The organism is Siccirubricoccus sp. G192, assembly GCF_019084075.1.
Taxonomy (GTDB): Bacteria; Pseudomonadota; Alphaproteobacteria; order Acetobacterales; family Acetobacteraceae; genus G192.
Genome location: NZ_JAHREN010000001.1, coordinates 2,632,196 through 2,652,516, shown reverse-complemented (window position 1 = coordinate 2,652,516; position 20,321 = coordinate 2,632,196). Strand labels below are relative to the sequence as shown.

Annotated in this window: 18 protein-coding genes, 1 tRNA gene and 1 pseudogene; 15 read left to right on the top strand and 5 right to left on the bottom strand. The window is 70.1% G+C overall.

All coding sequences use genetic code 11. The features are described from left to right. The first annotated feature begins 146 nt into the window (after positions 1–146). The 6 genes from KSF81_RS12650 to KSF81_RS12625 all read left to right on the top strand — a co-directional run bounded on the left by KSF81_RS12650 (position 147) and on the right by KSF81_RS12625 (position 5,264). Positions 147–1,667 carry an acyl--CoA ligase gene (locus KSF81_RS12650; RefSeq protein ID WP_217379281.1) on the top strand — a complete coding sequence of 507 codons (1,521 nt, stop codon included), beginning with the start codon at positions 147–149 and terminating at the stop codon, positions 1,665–1,667. Between the two features lie 103 nt (positions 1,668–1,770). Further along, entirely contained in the window at positions 1,771–2,706 is a 936-nt protein-coding gene (locus tag KSF81_RS12645) for a 2-dehydropantoate 2-reductase (protein ID WP_254453500.1), read from the top strand. A gap of 8 nt (positions 2,707–2,714) precedes the next feature. Further along, positions 2,715–3,251 (top strand): hypothetical protein, encoded by a 537-nt coding sequence (locus KSF81_RS12640; RefSeq protein WP_217379280.1) that lies wholly within the window; start codon positions 2,715–2,717, stop codon positions 3,249–3,251. Positions 3,252–3,358: 107 nt separating this feature from the next. Continuing rightward, on the top strand, positions 3,359–3,931 hold the full coding sequence (locus tag KSF81_RS12635; RefSeq protein WP_217379279.1) for a hypothetical protein: 573 nt from the start codon (positions 3,359–3,361) through the stop codon (positions 3,929–3,931). A 134-nt stretch (positions 3,932–4,065) separates the two neighbouring features. Then, positions 4,066–4,632: a hypothetical protein gene (locus KSF81_RS12630; protein ID WP_217379278.1), complete on the top strand. Its 567-nt coding sequence runs from the start codon at positions 4,066–4,068 to the stop codon at positions 4,630–4,632. Further along, positions 4,632–5,264 (top strand): hypothetical protein, encoded by a 633-nt coding sequence (locus KSF81_RS12625; RefSeq protein WP_217379277.1) that lies wholly within the window; start codon positions 4,632–4,634, stop codon positions 5,262–5,264. The genes KSF81_RS12630 and KSF81_RS12625 overlap by 1 nt, the downstream gene beginning before the upstream one ends. Positions 5,265–5,288: 24 nt before the next feature. Here the strand turns inward: KSF81_RS12625 and KSF81_RS12620 are convergent. Further along, a pseudogene (locus KSF81_RS12620) lies at positions 5,289–7,092 on the bottom strand (PHA/PHB synthase family protein). Between the two features lie 191 nt (positions 7,093–7,283). Between KSF81_RS12620 and KSF81_RS12615 the strand changes: the two are divergent. The 7 genes from KSF81_RS12615 (at position 7,284) to KSF81_RS12585 (ending at position 14,509) form a co-directional block, all read left to right on the top strand. Continuing rightward, positions 7,284–7,847: a hypothetical protein gene (locus KSF81_RS12615; protein WP_217379276.1), complete on the top strand. Its 564-nt coding sequence runs from the start codon at positions 7,284–7,286 to the stop codon at positions 7,845–7,847. Positions 7,848–7,933: 86 nt separating this feature from the next. Beyond that, entirely contained in the window at positions 7,934–9,154 is a 1,221-nt protein-coding gene (locus KSF81_RS12610; RefSeq protein WP_217379275.1) for an LL-diaminopimelate aminotransferase, read from the top strand. Then, positions 9,151–10,443 carry a homoserine dehydrogenase gene (locus KSF81_RS12605; RefSeq protein ID WP_217379274.1) on the top strand — a complete coding sequence of 431 codons (1,293 nt, stop codon included), beginning with the start codon at positions 9,151–9,153 and terminating at the stop codon, positions 10,441–10,443. Before KSF81_RS12610 ends, KSF81_RS12605 begins: the two co-directional genes overlap by 4 nt. Positions 10,444–10,498: 55 nt before the next feature. Then, positions 10,499–11,494, top strand: coding sequence for a class II fructose-bisphosphatase (gene glpX, locus KSF81_RS12600; RefSeq protein ID WP_217379273.1), 996 nt, complete (start codon positions 10,499–10,501; stop codon positions 11,492–11,494). A 7-nt stretch (positions 11,495–11,501) separates the two neighbouring features. Further along, a complete protein-coding gene (gene recJ, locus KSF81_RS12595; RefSeq protein ID WP_254453499.1) occupies positions 11,502–13,304 on the top strand; it encodes a single-stranded-DNA-specific exonuclease RecJ in 1,803 nt (600 codons plus the stop codon). Between the two features lie 139 nt (positions 13,305–13,443). After that, a tRNA-Glu gene (locus KSF81_RS12590) sits at positions 13,444–13,519 on the top strand. Positions 13,520–14,218: 699 nt separating this feature from the next. Further along, positions 14,219–14,509 carry a hypothetical protein gene (locus KSF81_RS12585; protein WP_217379271.1) on the top strand — a complete coding sequence of 97 codons (291 nt, stop codon included), beginning with the start codon at positions 14,219–14,221 and terminating at the stop codon, positions 14,507–14,509. A gap of 184 nt (positions 14,510–14,693) precedes the next feature. On the opposite strand, the gene KSF81_RS12580 is transcribed toward KSF81_RS12585, so the two are convergent. The 3 genes from KSF81_RS12580 to KSF81_RS12570 form a co-directional block, all read right to left on the bottom strand. Next, entirely contained in the window at positions 14,694–15,440 is a 747-nt protein-coding gene (locus KSF81_RS12580; RefSeq protein WP_217379270.1) for a family 16 glycosylhydrolase, read from the bottom strand. 612 nt (positions 15,441–16,052) lie between these two features. Next, positions 16,053–16,454, bottom strand: coding sequence for a hydantoinase B/oxoprolinase family protein (locus KSF81_RS12575; RefSeq protein WP_217379269.1), 402 nt, complete (start codon positions 16,452–16,454; stop codon positions 16,053–16,055). A gap of 12 nt (positions 16,455–16,466) precedes the next feature. Continuing rightward, complete coding sequence (locus KSF81_RS12570; protein ID WP_217379268.1) at positions 16,467–16,643, bottom strand: hydantoinase B/oxoprolinase family protein; 177 nt, start codon at positions 16,641–16,643, stop codon at positions 16,467–16,469. 802 nt (positions 16,644–17,445) lie between these two features. Here KSF81_RS12570 and KSF81_RS12565 point away from each other — a divergent pair. Both KSF81_RS12565 and KSF81_RS12560 read left to right on the top strand, forming a co-directional pair. Continuing rightward, positions 17,446–18,252 carry a hypothetical protein gene (locus KSF81_RS12565; protein WP_217379267.1) on the top strand — a complete coding sequence of 269 codons (807 nt, stop codon included), beginning with the start codon at positions 17,446–17,448 and terminating at the stop codon, positions 18,250–18,252. Further along, a complete protein-coding gene (locus KSF81_RS12560) occupies positions 18,252–19,802 on the top strand; it encodes a response regulator (protein ID WP_217379266.1) in 1,551 nt (516 codons plus the stop codon). The genes KSF81_RS12565 and KSF81_RS12560 overlap by 1 nt, the downstream gene beginning before the upstream one ends. Before the next feature lie 76 nt (positions 19,803–19,878). Here KSF81_RS12560 and KSF81_RS12555 read toward each other — a convergent pair whose 3' ends face one another. Then, positions 19,879–20,310 (bottom strand): methylglyoxal synthase, encoded by a 432-nt coding sequence (locus KSF81_RS12555; protein ID WP_217379265.1) that lies wholly within the window; start codon positions 20,308–20,310, stop codon positions 19,879–19,881. Positions 20,311–20,321: the final 11 nt, after the last annotated feature.

Here is a 20,321-nt window from a genome sequence, read left to right as displayed (position 1 = left end):
GCCCGGGGTCGTGCCGCTCCCGGTGCCGGTGGGCCATGGACCGGCTTGCCGGACCGCGCCGGCTGATGCAGATGCTAGCGGCACGGACCCGCGGCAGCCGGTCCCGGCCCGGCACCCGCGGGCGGCGGGGAGAGAGGAAGCAGCACATGAGCGAATATCGCACCGTCGCGGACCTTCTGGCAGCCGGGGAGGCCGGCCACCCCGCCATCCGCGCGCCGGAACGGGCGCCGCTGACCTATGCCGGGCTCCGCGACCTGGTCGGCCGCACCGTCGCCAGTCTGAACCGCATCGGCATCGGCCGCGGCGACCGCGTGGCCATCGTGCTGCCGAATGGGCCGGAGATGGCGACGGCCTTCATCACCATCGCCGCCGGCGCCACCACCGCGCCGCTGAACCCCGCCTACAAGGACGAGGAATTCGAGTTCTACCTGACCGACCTGAAGGCCAAGGCGCTGGTCATCCTGCAGGGCATGGAGAGCCCGGCCCGCGCCGTGGCCGCCCGGCTGGGCGTGCCGGTGGTGGAACTGGTGCCGGACGCCTCGGGCGCCGGCAGCTTCACGCTGGAGGGCGGCACGCCCGGCACCACGGCACGGCCGGGCATGGCGGAGGCCGATGACGTCGCGCTGGTGCTGCATACCTCGGGCACCACGGCGCGGCCGAAGATCGTGCCGCTGAGCCATAGCAACGTCACCGCCTCGGCCGGCAATATCAGGCGGACGCTGGCGCTTACGGCGGAGGATGCCTGCCTCAACGTCATGCCGCTGTTCCACATCCACGGGTTGATGGCGGCGACGCTCTCCTCGCTGGCCGCCGGCGGGTCGGTGGTCTGCACGCCGGGCTTCAACGCGCTGCACTTCTTCCGCTGGCTCGATGCCGAGCGGCCGAGCTGGTATACGGCCGTCCCCACCATGCACCAGGCGATCCTGGCGCGGGCGGAGCGCAATGCCGAGATCATCGGCCGCACGAAGCTGCGTTTCCTGCGCTCCTCCTCCTCCTCCCTGCCGGCGCAGGTGATGCGCGACCTTGAAGCGACCTTCAGCGCGCCGGTGATCGAGGCCTATGGCATGACCGAGGCCAGCCACCAGATGGCTTCCAACCCCCTGCCGCCGCGCCCGCGCAAGCCCGGCATCGTCGGCCTGGCCGCCGGGCCGGAGATCGCCATCATGGATGACGACGGCAGCATCCTGCCGCAGGGCGAGATCGGCGAGGTGGTGATCCGCGGCCCCAATGTGACCAAGGGCTACGAGGCCAATCCCGAAGCCAATGCCAAGGCCTTCACCAATGGCTGGTTCCGCACCGGCGACCAGGGGATGCTGGACGCGGATGGCTACCTGCAACTCACCGGCCGGCTGAAGGAACTCATCAAGCGCGGCGGCGAGCAGGTGAGCCCGCTGGAGGTGGACGGCATCCTCTCCGAGCATCCCTCGGTCGCGCAGGCGCTGACCTTCTCCATCCCGCATCCCATGCTGGGCGAGGATGTCGGCGCCGCCGTGGTGCTGCGCGAGGGGATGGAGTGCACCGAGCGGGAGCTGCGCGATTTCGCGGCGAAGCACCTGGCGGATTTCAAGGTGCCGCGGAAGGTGGTGTTCCTGCCGGAGATCCCGAAGGGCGCGACCGGCAAGCTGATGCGCATCGGCCTGGCGCAGAAGCTCGGAATTACCACCTGATCCGGCCACGGGGCACCGCAGCACCAGCGAGGAGCGTAGCGTGAATCGGATCAGCCAGACATGAAGCTCTGCATCTTCGGCGCCGGCGCGATCGGCGGGCTGCTTGGCGCGAAGCTCGCCGCCAAGGGGGGATGTCGATGTCACCTTCATCGCCCGCGGCCCGCATCTCGCCGCCATGCAGGCCAATGGCGTGACGCTGCTGAGCGAGGGGCGGGAGATCACCGCCCGCCCCCGCTGCGTCGCCAGCGCCGAGGAGGCGGGGCCGCAGGATTATGTGGTGGTGACGCTGAAGGCGCATTCGCTGCCCGCCGCCGCGCGGCAGATGCAGCCGCTGCTGGGGCCGGAAACCGCCATCGTCTCGGCGGTGAATGGCATTCCCTGGTGGTATTTCTACAAGCTTCCCGGCCCCTTCGAGGACCGCCGCATCGCCAGCGTCGATCCCGATGGCTCGTTGTGGGAGACGCTGCCCCCCTCCCGCACCATCGGCTGCATCGTCTATCCGGCGGCCGAGGTCAGCGCCCCCGGCGTGATCGAGCATACCTATGGCGACCGCTTCACCCTCGGCGAGCCGGATGGCAGCCGCAGCGAGCGGGCCAATGCGCTCTCCGCCGCCCTGGTCGCCGCCGGCTTCAAGGCGCCGGTGCGGCCGCGCATCCGCGACGAGATGTGGGTGAAGCTCTGGGGCAACCTGGCCTTCAACCCGCTCAGCGCGCTCACCGGCGCGACGCTCGACATCATCACCGGCGAGGCCGAATTGCGCGAAGTCTGCCGCAGCATGATGCTGGAGGCGCAGGCCATCGCCGAGCGGCTCGGGGTGCGCTTCGCGATCGATGTGGACAAGCGCATCGCCGGCGGCGCCGAGGTCGGCGTGCACAAGACCTCCATGCTGCAGGACCTGGAACGCGGCCGGCCGATGGAGATCGATGCGCTGCTCGGCGTGATCGTGGAACTGGCCGAGATGGTGGACCTGCCGGCGCCGACCTGCCGCACGGTGCTCGCCCTGCTCCGCACCCGCGCCCGCCTGGCCGGGTGCTACTGAGCCGGCCCGTGCCGCGGCGCGGGCTGGCCTGGCTGCTCGGACTGGCCGCCTGCGATGCCTGGGAGGCGGAGCCGCCGGTGCGGCTGCCGCCCGGCCTGCCGGAAGGCGCCACGGAGCCACAGCGCTGGGCCCTGGCCCAGGCCGGGGCATTGCTGCTCGACCGGCCGCAGGATCTGTCCGGCCGGCCGGCCGAGGCCGCTTTCGCGGCAGCGCTGGTCGAATACCTCGCCACCGCCTTCCAGGACGGGCGCCATGCCGACGGCCGCCATGTCACCCGGCTGCTGCGGGAGGGCCGGGCGCCGCTGCGCGCCATGATCGGCCTGGAAGCCGAGGCACCGCCGCAGGCCGCGGCCGATGCCCTGTTCGCCGCCGCCGCGGCCGGGCGCCGGGGTGATGCCGCGGCGGCCGAAGCGGCACTGGCGCCGCTGGCCAGGCCCGGCGCAAGCCCCTGGGCGACGCTGGCGGCCCTCGATCCACCCGGGCCGTTGCGCCGCGCGCTGCGGGCGGCGCGGGACATGCTCGGGGAGGCCAGCTTCGGCCGGTGAGGTTCCCTGCTGGCCAGAGGAGCCGCCCCCTTGCCAAGCTGCCATGCGAAGGCGAATTGATCCGGCCGGCGGCACGCTCCATTCTGTTGCCGACAGGAGACCTCGCCATGCGACGGATGCTCAGCCTTGCCGCGCTCTTGCCGGTCCTGGCCTGCAGTGCGGTGCCGCCCTACGCGAGCCTGCCCGCCGATGCCGTAGTCGGTGCCGGCGACCCCACCCGCGCCGCCATCATCGGCAGCGCCTATGCCTTCTCGGCCCCCGAATCGGTCGCCGGCCGCCCCGATGCCGCGGCCCGCGCCGCGGCGCAGGTGGAATACCTCGCCACCGAAATCCCGAGCGGCCCCCGCTGGTACGCGTTCAACCCCTCGATCACCGCCGAATTGGCCGCGGCGCGGGATGGATTGCGCACCGCCCTCGGCATTTCCCCTTCCGCCCCGCCACAGGCCGTGGTGGATGGGCTCTACGCCGCGTCCCGCGCGCTGCGGGCCGGTGACCAGGCGGGCGCGGGCCAGGCGTTGCAGGCACCGGTGTTCCGGGATGGCCAGGCCACGCTTCTCCGCCTCGCCAGCCTGCCGCCGCTGCCCCGCACCCGGATCGCCACTTCGCTGACCAACCAGGAGATGACCCGGGTCGATAATGACGGGCGCTTCGCCGACGGCGGTGATGGCGGCAAGGACTAGTGGTGCAAGTCCAACGGAAAGGACCGTTGGACTTGCACCACTAGCCTTGGTTTGGTGGGCCGATTCACCTGGCACTTGGGGACCAAGCGTCAGGATCGGATCACTGGTATTGCAAGACTTGCAAGGACATCTGAATGACCAGCCGGACCATGCTTTCCCTCGCCGCCGCTTTGGGGCTTGCCGCCTGCGCGGCGCAGCAGCCGCAGCACAATGCCCGGCTGCCCTATGACGCGGTGATTGGGGCGGGTGACCCCCTGCGTTCGGCCGTCGCCACCACCTCCACCGCCTTCAGCTCGCCCAACCGCCTGGCGGGCCAGCCGGAACAGGCCGCCCGCGCGGTGGCGCAGATGGAATTCGTCGCCGTTGAGATGGAGACAAACCCACGCTTCACAGGGGAGGTATCGATTTCGCCGGCCCGGTATGCGCGGGCACGTGAGGAATGGCGCCGCGCGCTCGGCATCCCGGCCGGGACGGCGCCACAGAGGGTGATCGATTCACTCTATGCCAGCGCCCGTGCCCTCGGCTCCGGCCAGACCGAGGCGGCCGCGGCCGCCCTGCCGCCCAGCGTCTTCCCGCAGGGCGGCGCGGCCACGCTGACCCGGCTGGCCGCCCTGCCGGCCCTGCCGCTGACCAACCAGGCGGCAGTGGAGGCGAATGACACGTTGCGCCGCCAGGATGGCCAGGGCCGCGGCCGATTCTGATGCGCCGGGCCTGCCTGCTGCTGCTCCTGGCGGCCGCAGGCTGTGCTGAACTGACGCGGGCACCCGCGCCGCCGCCGCCAGCCGATCTCGTCGGCGAGGCGGCGGAACCCGTGCGGGCCTCCATCCTCGCCACCGCCGCGGCCTTTGCGGATCGTGGCGCGGGCCTGGCCGGGCAGCCCGCCGCATTGGCCCAGGCGGCGGCGCAGCTTGAATATGCCACCGCGGCGATCCCCCGCGACCCCCGCTGGGCGCCAATGCCGGAGGGCATCCGGCGGGAGTTGCTGCTGGCCAGGGCCGAACTCCGGGACGCCATCGGCGTGGCGGAGGAGGCCGAGCCGGATGCGGTGGTGCCGGCCCTTCTGGCGGCCGCGCGGGCGCTGCGCGCCGGCAACCGGAGCGCCGCCGCGGCCGCCCTGCCGGCACCGATGTTCCGCCCGGGTGGCGCGGCTTCGGTCGCCCGGCTCGGCGACGCAGGCCCCCTGCCGCAGGTGGCGATCGCCACCGGTCTGGCGGCACAGGAGGTGGCGCGCTTCGATGCGGAGGGCCGCTGGCTGGGGAACCGGCCGGTCGATGCCTCCGGCCGCTCCATCACCACCTTCGGCCTGGGCGGGGGGACCGGCGGCGGATATTGAGCCGGGACCACCGCCGCGGCGGCCTCAATCCGTGGCCATCACCTTAACATAGCTGCCCGGCGCATCCTCCAGCGCCGGCAGGCCGCCGCTGCCCGGCACCCGCGCCGGCACCTGCTCCTTCGAGAGGGACGTGACCCAGCGCTGCCAGTCCGGCCACCAGGAGCCGGCCAGTTCGGTGGCGCCGGCGAACCACTCGTCGGGGTCGGGCGGCAGCTTGTCGTTGACCCAGTGGCTGTATTTGCCGCTCTCGGGCGGGTTCACCACGCCGGCGATATGGCCCGAGGCGGCGAGGACGAAACGCACCGGCCCCTGGTAGATCTGCGTCGCGCGGTAGGTGGATTTCCACGGCGCGATATGGTCCTCGCGGGTCGAGATCAGGTAGCTCGGCACCTTGATCCTGCGGAGGTCGATGTTCACCCCGTCGAGTTCGATCGCGCCGGGCTTCACCAGGTCGTTCTGCTGGTACATGCGGCGCAGGTAGAAGCTGTGCATGCGCGCCGGCATGCGGGTGCTGTCGTCGTTCCAGTAGAGCAGGTCGAAGGGGAAAGGCTCCTGCCCCAGCAGGTAGTTGTTCACCACGAAGGACCAGATCAGGTCGTTGGCGCGCAGCATGTTGAAGGTGGTGGCCATCTCGCTGCCTTCGAGGAAGCCGCGCGCGGCCATTTTCTCCTCGAGCGACTTCAACTGTTCCTCGTCGATGAAGACACCGAGTTCCCCGGCTTCCTCGAAATCGGTCATGGTGACGAAATAGGTGGCGGATTTGATGCGGGTGTCGCGCTTCGCCGCCATATGCGCCAGCGTGGTGGCCAGCAGGGTGCCGCCGAGGCAGTAGCCGATGGCATTCACCTGGCGCTCGCCGGTCGCACGCTCGATGGCGTCGAGGGCTGCGTAGACGCCCTCCCGCATGTAGTCGTCGAAGCCCTTTTCGGCCAGCGTCTCGTCCGGGTTGACCCAGGAGGCGACAAAGACGGTGTGGCCCTGCTCAACCGCCCAGCGGACGAAGGAATTCCGCGGCCGCAGGTCCAGGATGTAGAATTTGTTGATCCAGGGCGGGAAGATCACCAACGGCCGCTTCAGCACCGTCTCGGTCGCCGGGTTGTACTGGATCAGTTGCATCAGGTCGTTCTGGTAGACCACCTTGCCCGGCGTCACCGCGATATTCTCGCCGACGCGGAATTTGCTGTCGTCGGACATGCGGATGCGAAGCTGGCCACGGCCGCGCTCCAGATCCGCCAGCAGATGGGAGAGGCCCTTCAGCAGGTTCTCGCCGCCCGTCTCCGCGGTCTTCCGCAGCACTTCCGGATTGGTCATCAGGAAGTTGGTGGGGCTCATCGCATCGACGAACTGCCGGGTGTAGAAATCCACCTTCTGCGCGGTCTTGGTATCGAGCCCGTCCACCCCGCCCACCACGTTCTGGAAGAAGCGGGCCGAGAGCAGGTAGGACTGCTTGATGAAGTCGAAGACCTCGTTCTCCCGCCAGGCATCATCCTTGAAGCGGCGGTCGCGCGGGTCCTCGGCGATGACCGGGCCCACCTCCGCGCCCATCATGCGGCGGGCGGTGTTCTGCCAGAGCGTCAGGTAGTCCTGCCAGAAACCGAGCTGCGCCTGCATCAGCCGGGCCGGGTTGGTCATCAGCCGCGTCGTCATCTCCATGAAGGCGCTGCCGATATTCAGCGGGTCCGGGCTGCCCCCCCGCCTCCGACTGGCGTTTCAGGAAGTCGCTGACGATCCGCTGGCCGCGCTCCGCCACCTCCGCCATGGTGCGGGTCACCAGCGCCGGATCGGGCAGGCGGAAGTGGCGCGACTCGGGCAAGTTTTCCTGGTCCATGCGCCAGTCTAGCCCAGGGAACGGCCGGTCCTCCAGTACGGTTCCGCAGCCGTCGGGCTTCCCCCGGCGGCGCGTTCCGGGCTAACCCTGGCGTCGCAACAAGGGCAGCAGGAATGCCGGCATCACGCCCGCGGGGCGAAGCACCAGGGAAGCCGCAGGGCACGGGCCCGGAAAGGCTCCGGCCATGGGCCGTGGCGTTGCTTGCCGGCCTGGCGCTCACCGGCTGCCAGGTGCCGGACGAGATCAACCCGGTGGTGATCTACCGCGAGATCAGCGGCGAGGCCGATGCGGGCCGGCTGCCACCGCCGGGGCTGGACCTCCCCCGCCCGAACCTCGCGAGCGTTCCCCCAAGGCCGGAGCGGCCAAGCGCCGCCAGCCGGGCGGCGATCTTCGCAGACCTAGCCAAGGACCGGGCCAATTCGCGCGAGCCCCTGGCCCTCCGTACCACGCCCGCCCCGGCCGCCGCCGGCCTGGTCCCCGGGGCTCCGGGCATGCCGGCCGCGCCGCCGCCGCGCCCTGCCCTGGCCGCCGCGCCGCGCATCCCCTGGTCGGAAGCCCCGGCCCCGAGCCGTCCCGCCCCGAATCGGCCGGTGCCGGCCGGCACAACGCCACAGCCCGAGCCGCCGGCATCCGCTGTGCCCGAGCCACAGGCGCCTGCGGTGCCGGAGATGGCACCGGCCCCGCCGCCGCCCGATCTGCTCGGCCTGCCGCCACCACCTTCGCCCGATCTGCTCGTGCCGCCTCGCCCCCGCTGACGGGCTCGGCTATACGGGACGGCCCAACGCCCGGGGCGGTAGCCAGCCGCCCGGGGCGGTGGGTCCAACACGATCGGACCCCGTCGATGACCGAGGAATTCCACCGCATCCGCCGCCTGCCGCCCTATGTCTTCGCCGAGGTGAACGCGGCCAAGGCCAAGGCGCGAGCGGCGGCCGAGGACATCGTGGACCTCGGCATGGGCAATCCGGACAGCCCGACGCCGCGGCATATCGTGGCCAAGCTGATCGAGGCGGTGCAGGACCCACGCACCCACCGTTATTCCATGTCGAAGGGCATCCCGGGGCTGCGGAAGGCCCTCGCCGGCTATTACGGCCGCCGCTTCGGCGTGAAGCTCGACCCCGAGACCGAGGTGGTGGCGACGCTCGGCAGCAAGGAAGGGCTGGCCAACCTGGCCCAGGCCATTGCCTCGCCGGGCGACACCATCCTGGTGCCGAACCCCTCCTATCCCATCCACCAATTCGGCTTCATCATCGCCGGCGCCTCCGTGCGCAGCCTGCCCTGCACGCCGGATGACGAGATGCTGGCCGCGATCGACCGCGCGGTGCGGCATTCGGTGCCGAAGCCGACCGCGGTGATCGTCAATTTCCCCTCGAACCCCACCGCGCATCTGGCCAGCATCGAATTCTACCGGGATCTGGTGGCGCTGTGCCGGCGGCACGAGCTGTTCATCCTCTCCGACCTTGCCTATGCCGAGCTGTATTTCGGCGCCACCCCGCCGCCCTCGGTGCTGGAGGTGCCGGGTGCGAAGGAGGTGACGGTCGAGTTCACCTCGCTCTCCAAGACCTACAACATGCCGGGCTGGCGCATGGGCTTCGCCGCCGGCAACCAGCGGCTGATCGGCGCGCTGACCCGGGTGAAGTCCTACCTGGACTACGGCGCCTTCGCCCCGATCCAGATCGCCGCCGCGGCGGCCCTGAACGGGCCGCAGGACACGGTGGCGGAGATGCGGGTGCTCTACCGCGAACGCCGCGACCTGCTGGTGCGCGGGCTGCGCAATGCCGGCTGGGAGGTGCCCTCGCCGGAGGGCAGCATGTTCGTCTGGGCGCCGATCCCGGAGAAATTCCGCCATCTCGGCAGCGTCGAGTTCAGCAAGCTGCTGCTGGCCAGGGCCAAGGTCGCGGTCGCGCCGGGCCTCGGTTTCGGCGAGCATGGCGATGCCCATGTCCGCATCGCGCTGGTCGAGAACAGCCACCGCATCCGCCAGGCGCTGCGCGGGATCAAGGGCTTCCTCCAGGGCGACAATCTGGGCCCGAGCGAGCCCAAGAAGGAGCTGGCCCAGGCATGACCCGCCCGCTGTCCATCGGTGTCGCCGGCCTTGGCACGGTCGGCGCCGGCGTGCTGAAGCTGCTCTCCGACAATGCCGATATCGTGGCGGCGCGAGCCGGGCGGCCCATCGTCGTCACTGCCGTCTCCGCCCGCGACCGCAGCCGCAGCCGCGGCGTGCCGCTCGGGGCGCTGCGCTGGTACGACGACCCGGCGCTGCTCGCCGCCGACCCGCAGGTGGATGTGGTGGTGGAGCTGATCGGCGGCAGCGACGGCCCCGCCCGCAGCCTGGTGGAAGCCAGCCTCAGGGCCGGCAAGCCGGTGGTCACCGCCAACAAGGCGCTGCTGGCGGTGCATGGCGCCGCCATCGCCGAACTGGCCGAGGCGCAGGGCGTGGCGCTGGGTTTCGAGGCGGCGGTGGCCGGCGGCATCCCCGCCATCAAGGCGCTGCGCGAGGGGCTGGCCGGCAATCGCATCGGCCGGGTCGCCGGCATCCTGAACGGCACCTGCAACTACATCCTCACCACCATGCGCGAGCAGAAGCGCGAATTCGCCGAGGTGCTGGCCGAGGCGCAGCGGCTCGGCTATGCCGAGGCCGACCCCGCCTTCGACATCGACGGCATCGATGCCGCGCACAAGCTGGCGATCCTGGCGGCGCTGGCCTTTGGCCGGCCGGTGGATTTCGGCGCGGTGCATGTGGAGGGCATCCGCGACGTCACCGCGCTCGACATCGCGCTGGCCGAGGAGCTCGGCTACCGCATCAAGCTGCTCGGCATTGCCCGGCGGACCGAGGCGGGCATCTCCACCCGCGTGCATCCCTGCATGGTGCCGGCCGCCGCCCCCATCGCCCGGGTCGATGGCGTCTTCAACGCCGTGGTGGCGGAGGGTGATTTCGTCGGCACGGTGATGCTGGAAGGCCGCGGCGCCGGGGCGGGACCGACCGCCAGCGCGGTGGTGGCCGACCTCATCGACCTGGCGCGCGGCCGCCACACCCCGGTCTGGGGCGCCGCCAGCGGCGCGCTGGAAGCCGCGCCCACCGTGCCGATGGACCGGCATGCGGGCTGCTACTACCTCCGCCTGATGGTGCTGGACCGGCCCGGGGTGATCGCCGATGTCACCGGCGTGCTGCGCGACCACGCCATCAGCCTGGAAGCCATGCTGCAGCGCGGCCGCGCCCCCGGCGAGGCCGTGCCCGTGGTGCTGACCACGCATGATTGCGAGGAAGCCTCGATGCGGGCCGCGCTCACCCGCATCGCCGCCCTGGACGCGGTGCTGGAGCGGCCGGCGCTGATCCGGATCGAGCCACTGTAGCTTCCGGCGGCCTCCGGCTGCGCTATAGTCGTGCCTGGAACGCAGGGAGGCCGTGATGGCGCAGATCGATCCGAAGGCTGGCCTGGTGGCCGACCGCAACCTGGCGCTGGAACTGGTCCGCGTCACCGAGGCCGCGGCGCTGGCCGCCTCCCGCTGGATCGGCCGGGGCGACAAGAATGCCGCCGATGGCGCCGCGGTGGATGCCATGCGGAAGGCTTTCGACACCGTCGCCATCTCCGGCACCGTGGTGATCGGCGAGGGCGAGATGGACGAGGCGCCGATGCTCTATATCGGCGAGCGGATCGGCCTTGGCGGGCCTTCGGTGGATATCGCGGTGGACCCGCTGGAGGGCACCTCCATCACGGCCAAGGGCGGCCCCAACGCCATCGCCACCGTGGCGCTGGCCGAGCATGGCTGCTTCCTGCACGCCCCCGACATCTACATGGAGAAGATCGCGGTCGGGCCCGGCCTGCCGGAGGGCGTCGTCGATCTGGATGCGCCGGTCGAGACCAACCTGCGCGAATTGGCGCGGGCCAAGAAATGCGAGGTGGGCGACCTGATGGTCTGCACCCTCGACCGCGACCGCCACCGCGATCTCATCAAGGCCTGCCGCGCGGCCGGCGCCCGCATCATGCTGATCGGCGATGGCGATGTGGCGGGGGTGATTGCGGTGAGCCAGCCGGAGGCCGGGGTGGACATCTATCTCGGCTCCGGCGGCGCGCCGGAGGGCGTGCTGGCAGCCGCGGCGCTGCGTTGCATCGGTGGCCAGATGCAGGGCCGGCTGCTGTTCGAGAACGAGGAGCAGATCACCCGGGCGCGCGACATGGGCGTCACCGACCCGCAGCGGAAATACGGCATCTTCGACATGGCGCGCGGTGAGGTGATGTTCGCCGCCACCGGCGTCACCACCGGGCCGATGCTGCGCGGCGTGCGCCGCTTCGCCGGTGGCGCGGTGACGCATTCCATCGTCATGCGGAGCAAGTCGGGCACGGTCCGCTATGTCGAGGGGCATCATAATTTCGCGCTGAAGCCTACCGCCTTTGTCGCCTGATTCCATGATGGACGGGTTCCGCCCGGCTGGGCCTGTCCTCGGGGTCGCCCGCAGCGTGCTGGGCCGCCGCTGGGTCTGGCGTGAGGGCGATGCGCGCACCGGCCTCGCCATCGCGCAGCGGCTAGAGCTGCCGGAGCTGGTGGGGCGGCTGCTGGCGGCGCGCGGCGTCGAGCCTGAAGTGGCGGCGGATTTCCTCGATCCCACGCTGCGTGCCCTGCTGCCCAACCCCTCCGTGCTGCTCGACATGGATGCGGCGGCGGAGCGCCTGGCCCGCGCCGTGCGCCAAGGGGAAAGGATCGCGGTCTTCGGCGACTATGATGTGGATGGGGCCTGTTCGGGCGCGCTGATGGTCCGCGCGCTGCGCGCACTCGGCTGCCAGGTCAGTCATTACGTGCCGGACCGGCTGCGCGAGGGCTATGGCCCCAATCCTGCCGCCATCCGTGCGCTCTGCGAAAGGGGCGCGACGCTGATCGTCTGCGTCGATTGCGGCATCGCCGCGCATGCGGCGCTGGCCGAGGCCGAGGGTCGCGCCGATGTGGTGGTGCTGGACCACCACAAGGCGGAGGGGCCGGTGCCACGGGCGGCGGCGGTGGTCAATCCGAACCGGCTGGACTGCACCTCCGGCCTGCGTAACCTCTGCGCCGCGGCGGTGGCCTTCCTGGCGGTGGTGGCGCTGCACCGGGCGCTGCGCCGCACCGGGCATTTCGCCCAGGCGGAGGAGCCGCGGCTGCTCGATCTGCTCGACCTGGTGGCGCTGGCCACGGTCTGCGACGTGATGCCGCTCACCGGCGTGAACCGGGCCCTGGTGGCGCAGGGACTGAAGGTGATGCGGAAGCGCGGCCGTGCCGGAATCGCCGCGCTGCTGGAGGTCGGGCTGGTGCGGGACGCGCCGACCGCGCATTCGCTGGGCTTCGTGCTCGGCCCGCGCATCAATGCCGCGGGCCGGATCGATGAATGCGATCTCGGCATGCGCCTGCTGCTCTGCGACGACCCGATCGAGGCCCGCGCCATGGCGGAGCGGCTGGATGCCGTGAACCGCCGCCGCCAGGAGGTGGAGGCCGAGGTGCTGGGAGGGGCGCTGGCCGCCGCCGAGGCCCAGGTCGCCGAGGGCCATCCCGTGCTCCTGGTTTCTGGCGAGGGCTGGCACCCCGGCGTGGTCGGCATCGTCGCCGGCCGGATGAAGGAGCGGTTCAATCGCCCGGCCTGCGTCGCCGGGGTGGCGGGGGGGCTTGCCAAGGGCTCGGGCCGTTCGGTGCCGGGGCTGGATCTCGGCGCGGCAGTGATCGCGGCGCGCCAGGCGGGCCTGCTGGAGACCGGCGGCGGCCACGCCATGGCGGCCGGCTTCAGCTTCGTGGCGGGCCGCCAGGCGGAGCTGCACGCCTTCCTGGATGAGCGCCTGGCCCGCGCCGCAGACCTGCCCGGTGCCGCCGACCTGCTGGTGGAAGGCAGCCTCGCGGTACCCGCCGCGACTGCCGAATTCGCCGGCCAGGTCGAGCGTCTTTCGCCCTTCGGTGCCGGCAATGAGGAACCGGTCTTCGCCATCGCCCGCGCCCGGGTGATCCGTGCCGACCGCGTCGGCAAGGAGGGCAATACCATCCGCGCCTTCCTGGAGGGCGAGGCCGGCGGCCGGCTCAAGGCCATCTGCTTCCGCGCCAAGGACGGGCCGCTGGCCGAGGCGCTGCTCGGCCGCGACCGCATGCCACTGCACCTTTGCGGCCAGTTGCGGGCGGAACGATGGAACGACCAGGTGACGGCCTGCCTGCATGTGGTGGACGCCGCCCCGGTGCGGCCGGGCGGCGCGGGCGAATGAGCGGATCTTCGAATGCCGCTGGTGGCTAGACGTCCGCGCCGAGCCGGTGTAGTGACCCGGCCCTCCCGCATCGTGCGAGCGGCCGCCATCCGTCGGTTGCCTGGCTCGGTTCGCGGGGAGCCGCTGTGGTTCGCGTTACGTCCCCATCGTCTAGAGGCCTAGGACACCAGCCTTTCACGTTGGTAACACGGGTTCGAATCCCGTTGGGGACGCCACCGCGCATTTTTCCAAGAAGTTGGGTGCGATGCGGGCGCTATTTCGTAGCGCCTTCCCGTAGCGAAATTGGCGTTGAGCAACGGCGGGTCATCCCCTCCCCTGCGCGCGTGCCAGCCCGTTCTGAACCATGCCACCGCGGGCATTCTGACTGTCCCGCCGGGTCTTTTCCCGACGCCCGTTCCGGCAGTTCGCCAACCTTCGGCCACAACGCAACCATCCCATTGCGACAGCGTTCTGGCACACGCATCGCCTGAGGGGCACCCGATCCACACCTTGCTCCTGCGGCGCCATCGCAGCACGGGGGTTGTCATGCGGAGGGTCGCGTTGATTGCCTTGGGCGCCACGCTGCTCGCCGGCCCAATGCTCGCCCAGACCGTTCAGGGCACAGGCCCTACTCCGCCCTTGGCCGACGCGGCGAGTGAAGGGGCCAACCCGACTTCGCGTTCCGCGGACGGGCCGATTGACCGTGGTCCCAATACTCCGGAGGCGAACCGCGCCCATCGGGGCGGAGGCGCAATCCTTGAGGGCGCACCCGGCGCGCCGGCACCACCACCACTGCCGACTCCAGCCGTTCCCGGCACCCCGGTCCGGGAGCCGCCTTCCAACAACGGCGTTGCTTCGGGAAACTGAAGGAGAGAATCGGTGTGACGCCGCGCTTCCTTACGGTAGCCTGCCTCGCGGTCCTGCTCGCAACAGGATTGGCCGGCTGCGCTGCACCCGCCGGCCCCCAATGGGGCGGCCCCGGCTACTACGGCGGGCCACATGCCTATGCTGGCCCCAGCTATTACACCGGCCCGGGTTACTACAGTGCCCCGCGCTACTACGGCACCCCGCGCTACCATGCCGCTCCAAGCTACCGGGAACAGCATCGACGGGAATGGGCGCGCCCGGAAGGGCGGCCCCAGCCACGGCACCAGGGCATGCGGCGCGAACACTGGTCGCAGGAGCGGCTGCGCCAGCACTTTGACCGGCAGCTCGGCCGCCAGTGAGAAGGCGCCCCGGCACGCTGGCGCAGGTTGTCCCAGTTCGGCAGCAACGATGCCCGTGACTTGCTGGGCATGTACTCCACCGCCGGATAGCACTGATATCCGTGCCACTCGGGGCAGCCGCAGGGGCGCCCCTCGGCTTCGCGCAATGCGGCGGGAGGAGGTCGTTCCTCCCGCCGCTCGCTGGTCAGAGGTGCCAGCTTCCCGTGGCAGCGTAGTTCGCCATCACCTGAGCGGCGATCGCGTTCCAGTCCACCGGCCCGTCGTGGGATGCGACGTCGGGCGTGATGACCGACTCCTCCGGCGCAGGCAGGATGATCGGCCCGAACTCCGGAGTGAAAGCGGGCGCGGAATCCGGGGCGGTTTCGCCGAGCGGCGTGAACTCAACGTGCCTGACGGTGAGAGAAGTGTCATGGTTGTTGTTCAGGAAGCCGATGGTGTTGTTCATGCCGCCGGAAGCAAAGTCCAGCGGCACATGGTCCGTGATGACGCCCTTCTCGGCACCATCGACCTTGAAGGTGATCCGGCCCGGCTCCCAGATCATCTGGTAGTCGTGAAAGACGCCACTCTCCACGCCCTCGAAAATCCGCGTCTCGTAGGCATCCGAGCCACCCTCGTTCCAGTGGACGGTGCCGTATTGCCGGCCGGATCCGTCGGGCGTGACCTCGAGCAGATCAATCTCCTGGCCCGGCCACTGGTCGTTGCCAGGCCAAAACACGATCCCGGGGCCCGGCTGGTTGCCGTCGACCTTGGCGTTGACGGTGTAGGTGCCGTAGCCATGGCCGGCATCCCTGCCGGTGGCCCACTCCATTATGCCCGAATGGCCGGCGAGTTTGATCTCGCCCTTGACCGAATGATCGACATTCCAGGCATTGCCCAGCGTGCCAAAACCGTTGTCGAAGCTCTCGCTGAGCGCCTTTTCGGTGATCGCCATGAATTCCCTAATCCCCCAATATGCAGATGTCATGCCGCGACCGCGCACGGCACAACCGTGCTTGGCGCCGGATGCACCACGATCGCGGCGCATCCTTCAGCGGCCGGGCAAACCCGTGTCATCACCCGCCATAGGACTGATGCAGGATGCGTGTCCGCCCTGCGGCGAGTGTTCTTATGCTCGATGTGACCTAGTGCCCGACGGCAGTCATGCGTCGGTGGTCTGGTGCTGTGCCATCACCGAACCGGTGACGGCATCAGGGGTCAGCCGGTCGCCAATCGCGCCGCCTGCCTGGGATGGTGCGGCAGCACCGCTCTCCTGATCCGAGCACCAAGGCTTCCATTATCTTCGGAATTCCATGGAGCATCAGCAGACCAGGTATTGAGCGTGTTGTCGTCCAAGCCTCGGTTCCCTTGCTGTTGCCTCTCAGTCCGCTCGGCGGAATCAGATCACCGCGAGCCGGACTTCACTAGGCCGTGCCACGCATAGGATCAAGAGTTGCATTTCATACTGCACTCTGAGCCGAAACGATGACGCAGGCAGAATGCCGGGCGCGCCGTCGTGTTGCATGCTGATTTTGGATTACGAAGTCCCTCCCCCAGGTCGGGCGCGCTACACCTGGGTCTGACCATAGTCGCCACCGCCGCTGCTGGAGAGCACAATGCCCTCCCCCTCGCGGACCATGCGGTTCTGCTTGCCGCGCAATTCCACGCGTGAACCGTCCGGGCGGCGGAGTTCGCAGCCGAAGGGCGCGCCAGCCTTGCCACCAGCGAGGCCCCAGGGTGGAAAGATGCGGCGTTCGAACATCGTCGTCAGCGACATCTCGGACGCAAGGATGACGTATTCGCGCATCGCTGCCTCAGACCGGTCATGCAGTACGTCCATTGCTGCCTCAATCGACGCCGTCGCATGCTCCGCGCGGAGGACGAGCAGGCGCTGTTCCGCCGCGCGCGTCGCGGCGACCTGGGCGAAAAGGTCGCCCTCGCGTTCCGCCGGGCCGCGGGTGCTGGACATGCTGATGGCGATCTACTCCGGATCCGGCCCCTCCGCCGTGAACAGGCGCAGCGGCAAGATGCGCAGCGCTTCCTGCAATGCTTCCATCGTCGCGGCGACATGAAAGCTGGGGCAGCCGCCGCCGATATCGGCCCGGTGGGCGAGGCTGACAGCGAAGGCGAGCAGCCGTCCCTCCGCGAGTATGGGCACGCGATCCCGCGGCGGTCGCCGCCTATCCCGAGGACGCGGCGCGTAACGCTGGAACTGCGTGGGATCGGGGCCGGCTACGGTGGCGTTCTGACGGTGCAGGGCGCCTCGCTCAGCGCGCGGCCACAGGACTCGTGCGGCCCGCGCGGCCGAGGTTCGGCCTGGCGGCGAACGGGTGGACGGGTTGCCAGCGGATGCGGTGGTACGTCGCGGCCTGGCGCTGGTGCCGGAACGGCGTGTCCGGAAAGGCCGAGATTGCACACCGCAATGGACCGGTTCTTGATGACCGCCAGCCTGCGGCCGCCGGGAAGCAGTTCGGAGAGCGTCGAGACAACGAGCTTGCTCATTCGGCAATTCCCGATGCCGGCAATGACCACTCGGCAGGGTACTGAATTGATCTTGAGCCACACTGGCGGTTCGCCGCGCCAGTACCCTGGCGGCACCGAACAGCACCTCCCGGGTAGGATTGCGCAGGCACACTGACACCGGCGCCGCCTGAACGCATTTGCTGATATTCAACCCGGCATGCACGACAATAAGTTGAATTGGCCTATGTGACGAAGCCGTTCGGCCATGAAAGTTGCATATCTAATCTGGTGACAATCAGGCGAGCTTTCGGTAGATCTTCTCGCAGCAGCGTGAGGTTCCGGAGCCCATGGAGATCTGGCGCCACTCGCGCGCCACTCCCGCAAAACAGGCTCAAGAAGCGATGCCTCAGCCTATCCCGGTGCCGGACGTGAATCGCCGGTTGGCGAGAGAGCCTGAGCCTGGCGCCCCGCGCCGCTGGCGCAAGGCTGCCCTGGGCATGCGCGTCTCCACCCGCCTCATGCTGATCATCGCCACCTGCCTGTTGCCGACAATCGGGCTGCAGATTGCCGCGAGCTGGAACCAGTGGACCGAGCGCAAGGCACAGCTCGGTGACCTCGCCCTCCACCAGGCCCAGCTGCTGGCGGGGGATGTGGGGAGCATCGCTGAAGGTGCCCGCATCCTGCTCGGCACGACCGCGCAATTCCGTCAGGTCCGCACCATCGGCAACGAGTGCAGCACCAGGCTTGCCCGCCTCCTGGACAATGCGCCTGGCTTCGCATTCGTCGCGCGCGTCGATAACGCGGGTCAGGTCCGGTGCGCGTCCGACCTCGCTGTCGTCGGCGCTGAAGACGGCGCCGGCTGGGCCCGAAGCGCGCCTTTGGCACCGGCCTTCACCGCCGGCCAGTTCACCCGCTCGCCAAGCCATCCCGGCGGCTTCCTGCCTTTCTATCTGCCGCTCGCGGGCAGCGAAACCACGGAGGGCGGCGCACTCGTCGCCGCGCTCGACCTCACCTGGCTGGAGGGGCACCTGAACCGCCTCAAGCGGGCCGGTTCACCCTTCCTGGTCAGCGGCGTCCTGACCGTCGCCGACGCGGAAGGAGTGATACTCGGCCGGGATGTCCGGCATGCGGAGTTCGTCGGCCAGCGTTTCCCGCCCGCGGCGATGCCCATTGTGCGCTCCCCGACGCCTGGCATCCTCCGGCTGCGCAGCATGGACGGGACCGAACGCGTGGTGGGCTACACCCCACCGACCCCGGCCAGCCACAACCTCGCCGTTGCCGTCGGCTTCCACGAACCCGATTGATGGGCGACATCGAGCACGCGCTGCTGCAGGGCGCGTTGCTGCTCGGGGCGGTGAGCATTGTGGTGTTCGGCCTTACCCTGCTGGTGGCGCGCCGCTTCATCGCCCGGCCTACCGAGGCCCTGCTGGCCGTTGCCCAACGCTGGCGGGAGGGCGATCTTGCGGCGCGGGCCCCGGATTGCGACCGGCGCTCGGAATTCGGCCAGATCGCCGTGGCCTATAACGCGATGGCCGCGGCGCTGCAGCGGCGCGAGGAGGAGCTGCGTGGCTATGCCGAGGCGCAGGAGGCCCGCGTGGCGGAGCGGACCCGGGAGCTGGTGCTCGCCAATGACCGGCTTCAGGCGGAGATCTCGGAGCGACGGAACACCGAGGCGGCACTGCTTCAGGCGCAGAAGGTGCAGGCCGTGGGCCAGCTCGCCGGCGGCATCGCGCATGATTTCAACAACATCCTCCAGGCGGTCCTGGGCGGTGTCGGCCTGATCCGCCGCCGCGCCGGCGATGCCGCCGCCATCCAGCGCATGGCCGGCATGATCGAGGATGCGGCCCGGCGCGGTGAATCGGTCACCCGCCGCCTGCTGACCTTCGCTCGACGCGAGGAACTCCGCGCCGACACCCTGGACGTCGGCGAGTTGCTCGGTGGCCTGCGCGAAGTACTCTCTGCCACGCTCGGCGCAAAGATCAGGGTGGAGGTGGAGGCGGCACCCGGCTTGCCGCCTGTCCTGGCCGATCGAGGCCAGATGGAAACGGTATTGGTCAACCTGGCCACCAATGCGCGCGACGCGATGCCGGATGGCGGCAGGCTCGTGCTCTCGGCCAAGGCCGTGCAGGCCGGGAATGCAGGCGAGGTGGACGGCCTGGCGCCCGGTGCCTACATACACCTCGTTGTGGCCGACACGGGTGAGGGCATGAGCGCAGCCACGCTCGCCTCCGCGCCCGAGCCGTTCTTCACGACCAAACCCCTGGGCCAGGGCACCGGGCTTGGGCTGGCCATGGCGCGCAGCTTCGCCCATGGGTCGGGCGGCGCCCTGGCCATCACCAGCGAGCAAGGCCAGGGCACAAGTGTATCGCTTTGGCTGCCGGTCACGAACCGGAGGGTTGGCAGCAATGTCGCCCCGACATGGGAAAGGCAGACGCCCAAGCCGACCGGGCCCACGCGGCGCCCCCGCGTGCTTCTGGTGGATGACGAGCCTATCGTACGCGAGGTGCTGGCGGCGCAGCTTGCGGAGGAGGGCTACGATGTGGCCGAGAGGGAGAACGGGTCGGCCGCGCTCGACCTGCTGCACCAGGGCGGCTCCTTCGACCTGCTCGTCTCCGATCTGGCAATGCCCGGCCTGGACGGCGTCGCGCTGATCCGCGAGGCACAGCGTCGCCAACCCGGGCTGCCCGCCATCCTGATTACCGGCTATGCCGGCGATGCGGCGGCGCTTGCCGTGGGAACTGCGGTGGGCGGCACCTTCGCCCTGCTGCGCAAGCCGGTTACCGGCGCCCAACTCGCAGACCAGGTCGCGGCGCTGCTGAACTCCCTGCCGGGCACGCTCGAAGCAGCCCGCTGAAGGAATTCGGCCGAGCTGGTCCGCCCCAGGCCGGGCCAGGATCGGCAATCGACCATGCGGTGTCGTCCGGGCATTCTCATGGGCATCCATCCGGGGCGCCAGACCGGGGAATGCTGGCCTCGCAACCGCAGCTTCCCTGCCCTGGCAGCGCCGCCGCCAGCAATTCCGCCGTCGCCAGATTGACCGCAATGGGCACGTCGCGCAGCGCGGCGATGCGGATCAGCGCCCGCACATCCGGCTCATGCGGCTGCGCCCAGAGCGGGTCGAACAGGAACACCACGGCCGCGACCCTGCCCTCGGCGATGCGGGCGCCGATCTGCTGGTCGCCGCCTTCCGGCCCGCTCAGCATGGTTTCAAGGTCGAGTTCGGGGAAGCGTGCCAGGATGCGAGCGCCGGTGGTGCCGGTGGCGATCAACCGGTGCGGTGCCAGCACGGACAGATGCCGACCGACCCAATCCACCAGGGTGGATTTGCGCGTGTCATGGGCGATCAGGGCGATGGCAGCCATGCCGCCAGCAT

Bases quoted from the DNA above. Each gene is read 5' to 3' on its own strand.
- glpX (WP_217379273.1), top strand. From the start codon at position 10,499: ATGGCGCAGATCGATCCGAAGGCTGGCCTGGTGGCCGACCGCAACCTG.
- KSF81_RS12560 (WP_217379266.1), top strand. From the start codon at position 18,252: ATGGGCGACATCGAGCACGCGCTGCTGCAGGGCGCGTTGCTGCTCGGG.
- recJ (WP_254453499.1), top strand. From the start codon at position 11,502: ATGGACGGGTTCCGCCCGGCTGGGCCTGTCCTCGGGGTCGCCCGCAGC.
- KSF81_RS12635 (WP_217379279.1), top strand. From the start codon at position 3,359: ATGCGACGGATGCTCAGCCTTGCCGCGCTCTTGCCGGTCCTGGCCTGC.
- KSF81_RS12575 (WP_217379269.1), bottom strand. From the start codon at position 16,454: ATGTCCAGCACCCGCGGCCCGGCGGAACGCGAGGGCGACCTTTTCGCC.
- KSF81_RS12630 (WP_217379278.1), top strand. From the start codon at position 4,066: ATGACCAGCCGGACCATGCTTTCCCTCGCCGCCGCTTTGGGGCTTGCC.
- KSF81_RS12650 (WP_217379281.1), top strand. From the start codon at position 147: ATGAGCGAATATCGCACCGTCGCGGACCTTCTGGCAGCCGGGGAGGCC.
- KSF81_RS12605 (WP_217379274.1), top strand. From the start codon at position 9,151: ATGACCCGCCCGCTGTCCATCGGTGTCGCCGGCCTTGGCACGGTCGGC.
- KSF81_RS12625 (WP_217379277.1), top strand. From the start codon at position 4,632: ATGCGCCGGGCCTGCCTGCTGCTGCTCCTGGCGGCCGCAGGCTGTGCT.
- KSF81_RS12610 (WP_217379275.1), top strand. From the start codon at position 7,934: ATGACCGAGGAATTCCACCGCATCCGCCGCCTGCCGCCCTATGTCTTC.
- KSF81_RS12580 (WP_217379270.1), bottom strand. From the start codon at position 15,440: ATGGCGATCACCGAAAAGGCGCTCAGCGAGAGCTTCGACAACGGTTTT.
- KSF81_RS12565 (WP_217379267.1), top strand. From the start codon at position 17,446: ATGCGCGTCTCCACCCGCCTCATGCTGATCATCGCCACCTGCCTGTTG.
- KSF81_RS12555 (WP_217379265.1), bottom strand. From the start codon at position 20,310: ATGGCTGCCATCGCCCTGATCGCCCATGACACGCGCAAATCCACCCTG.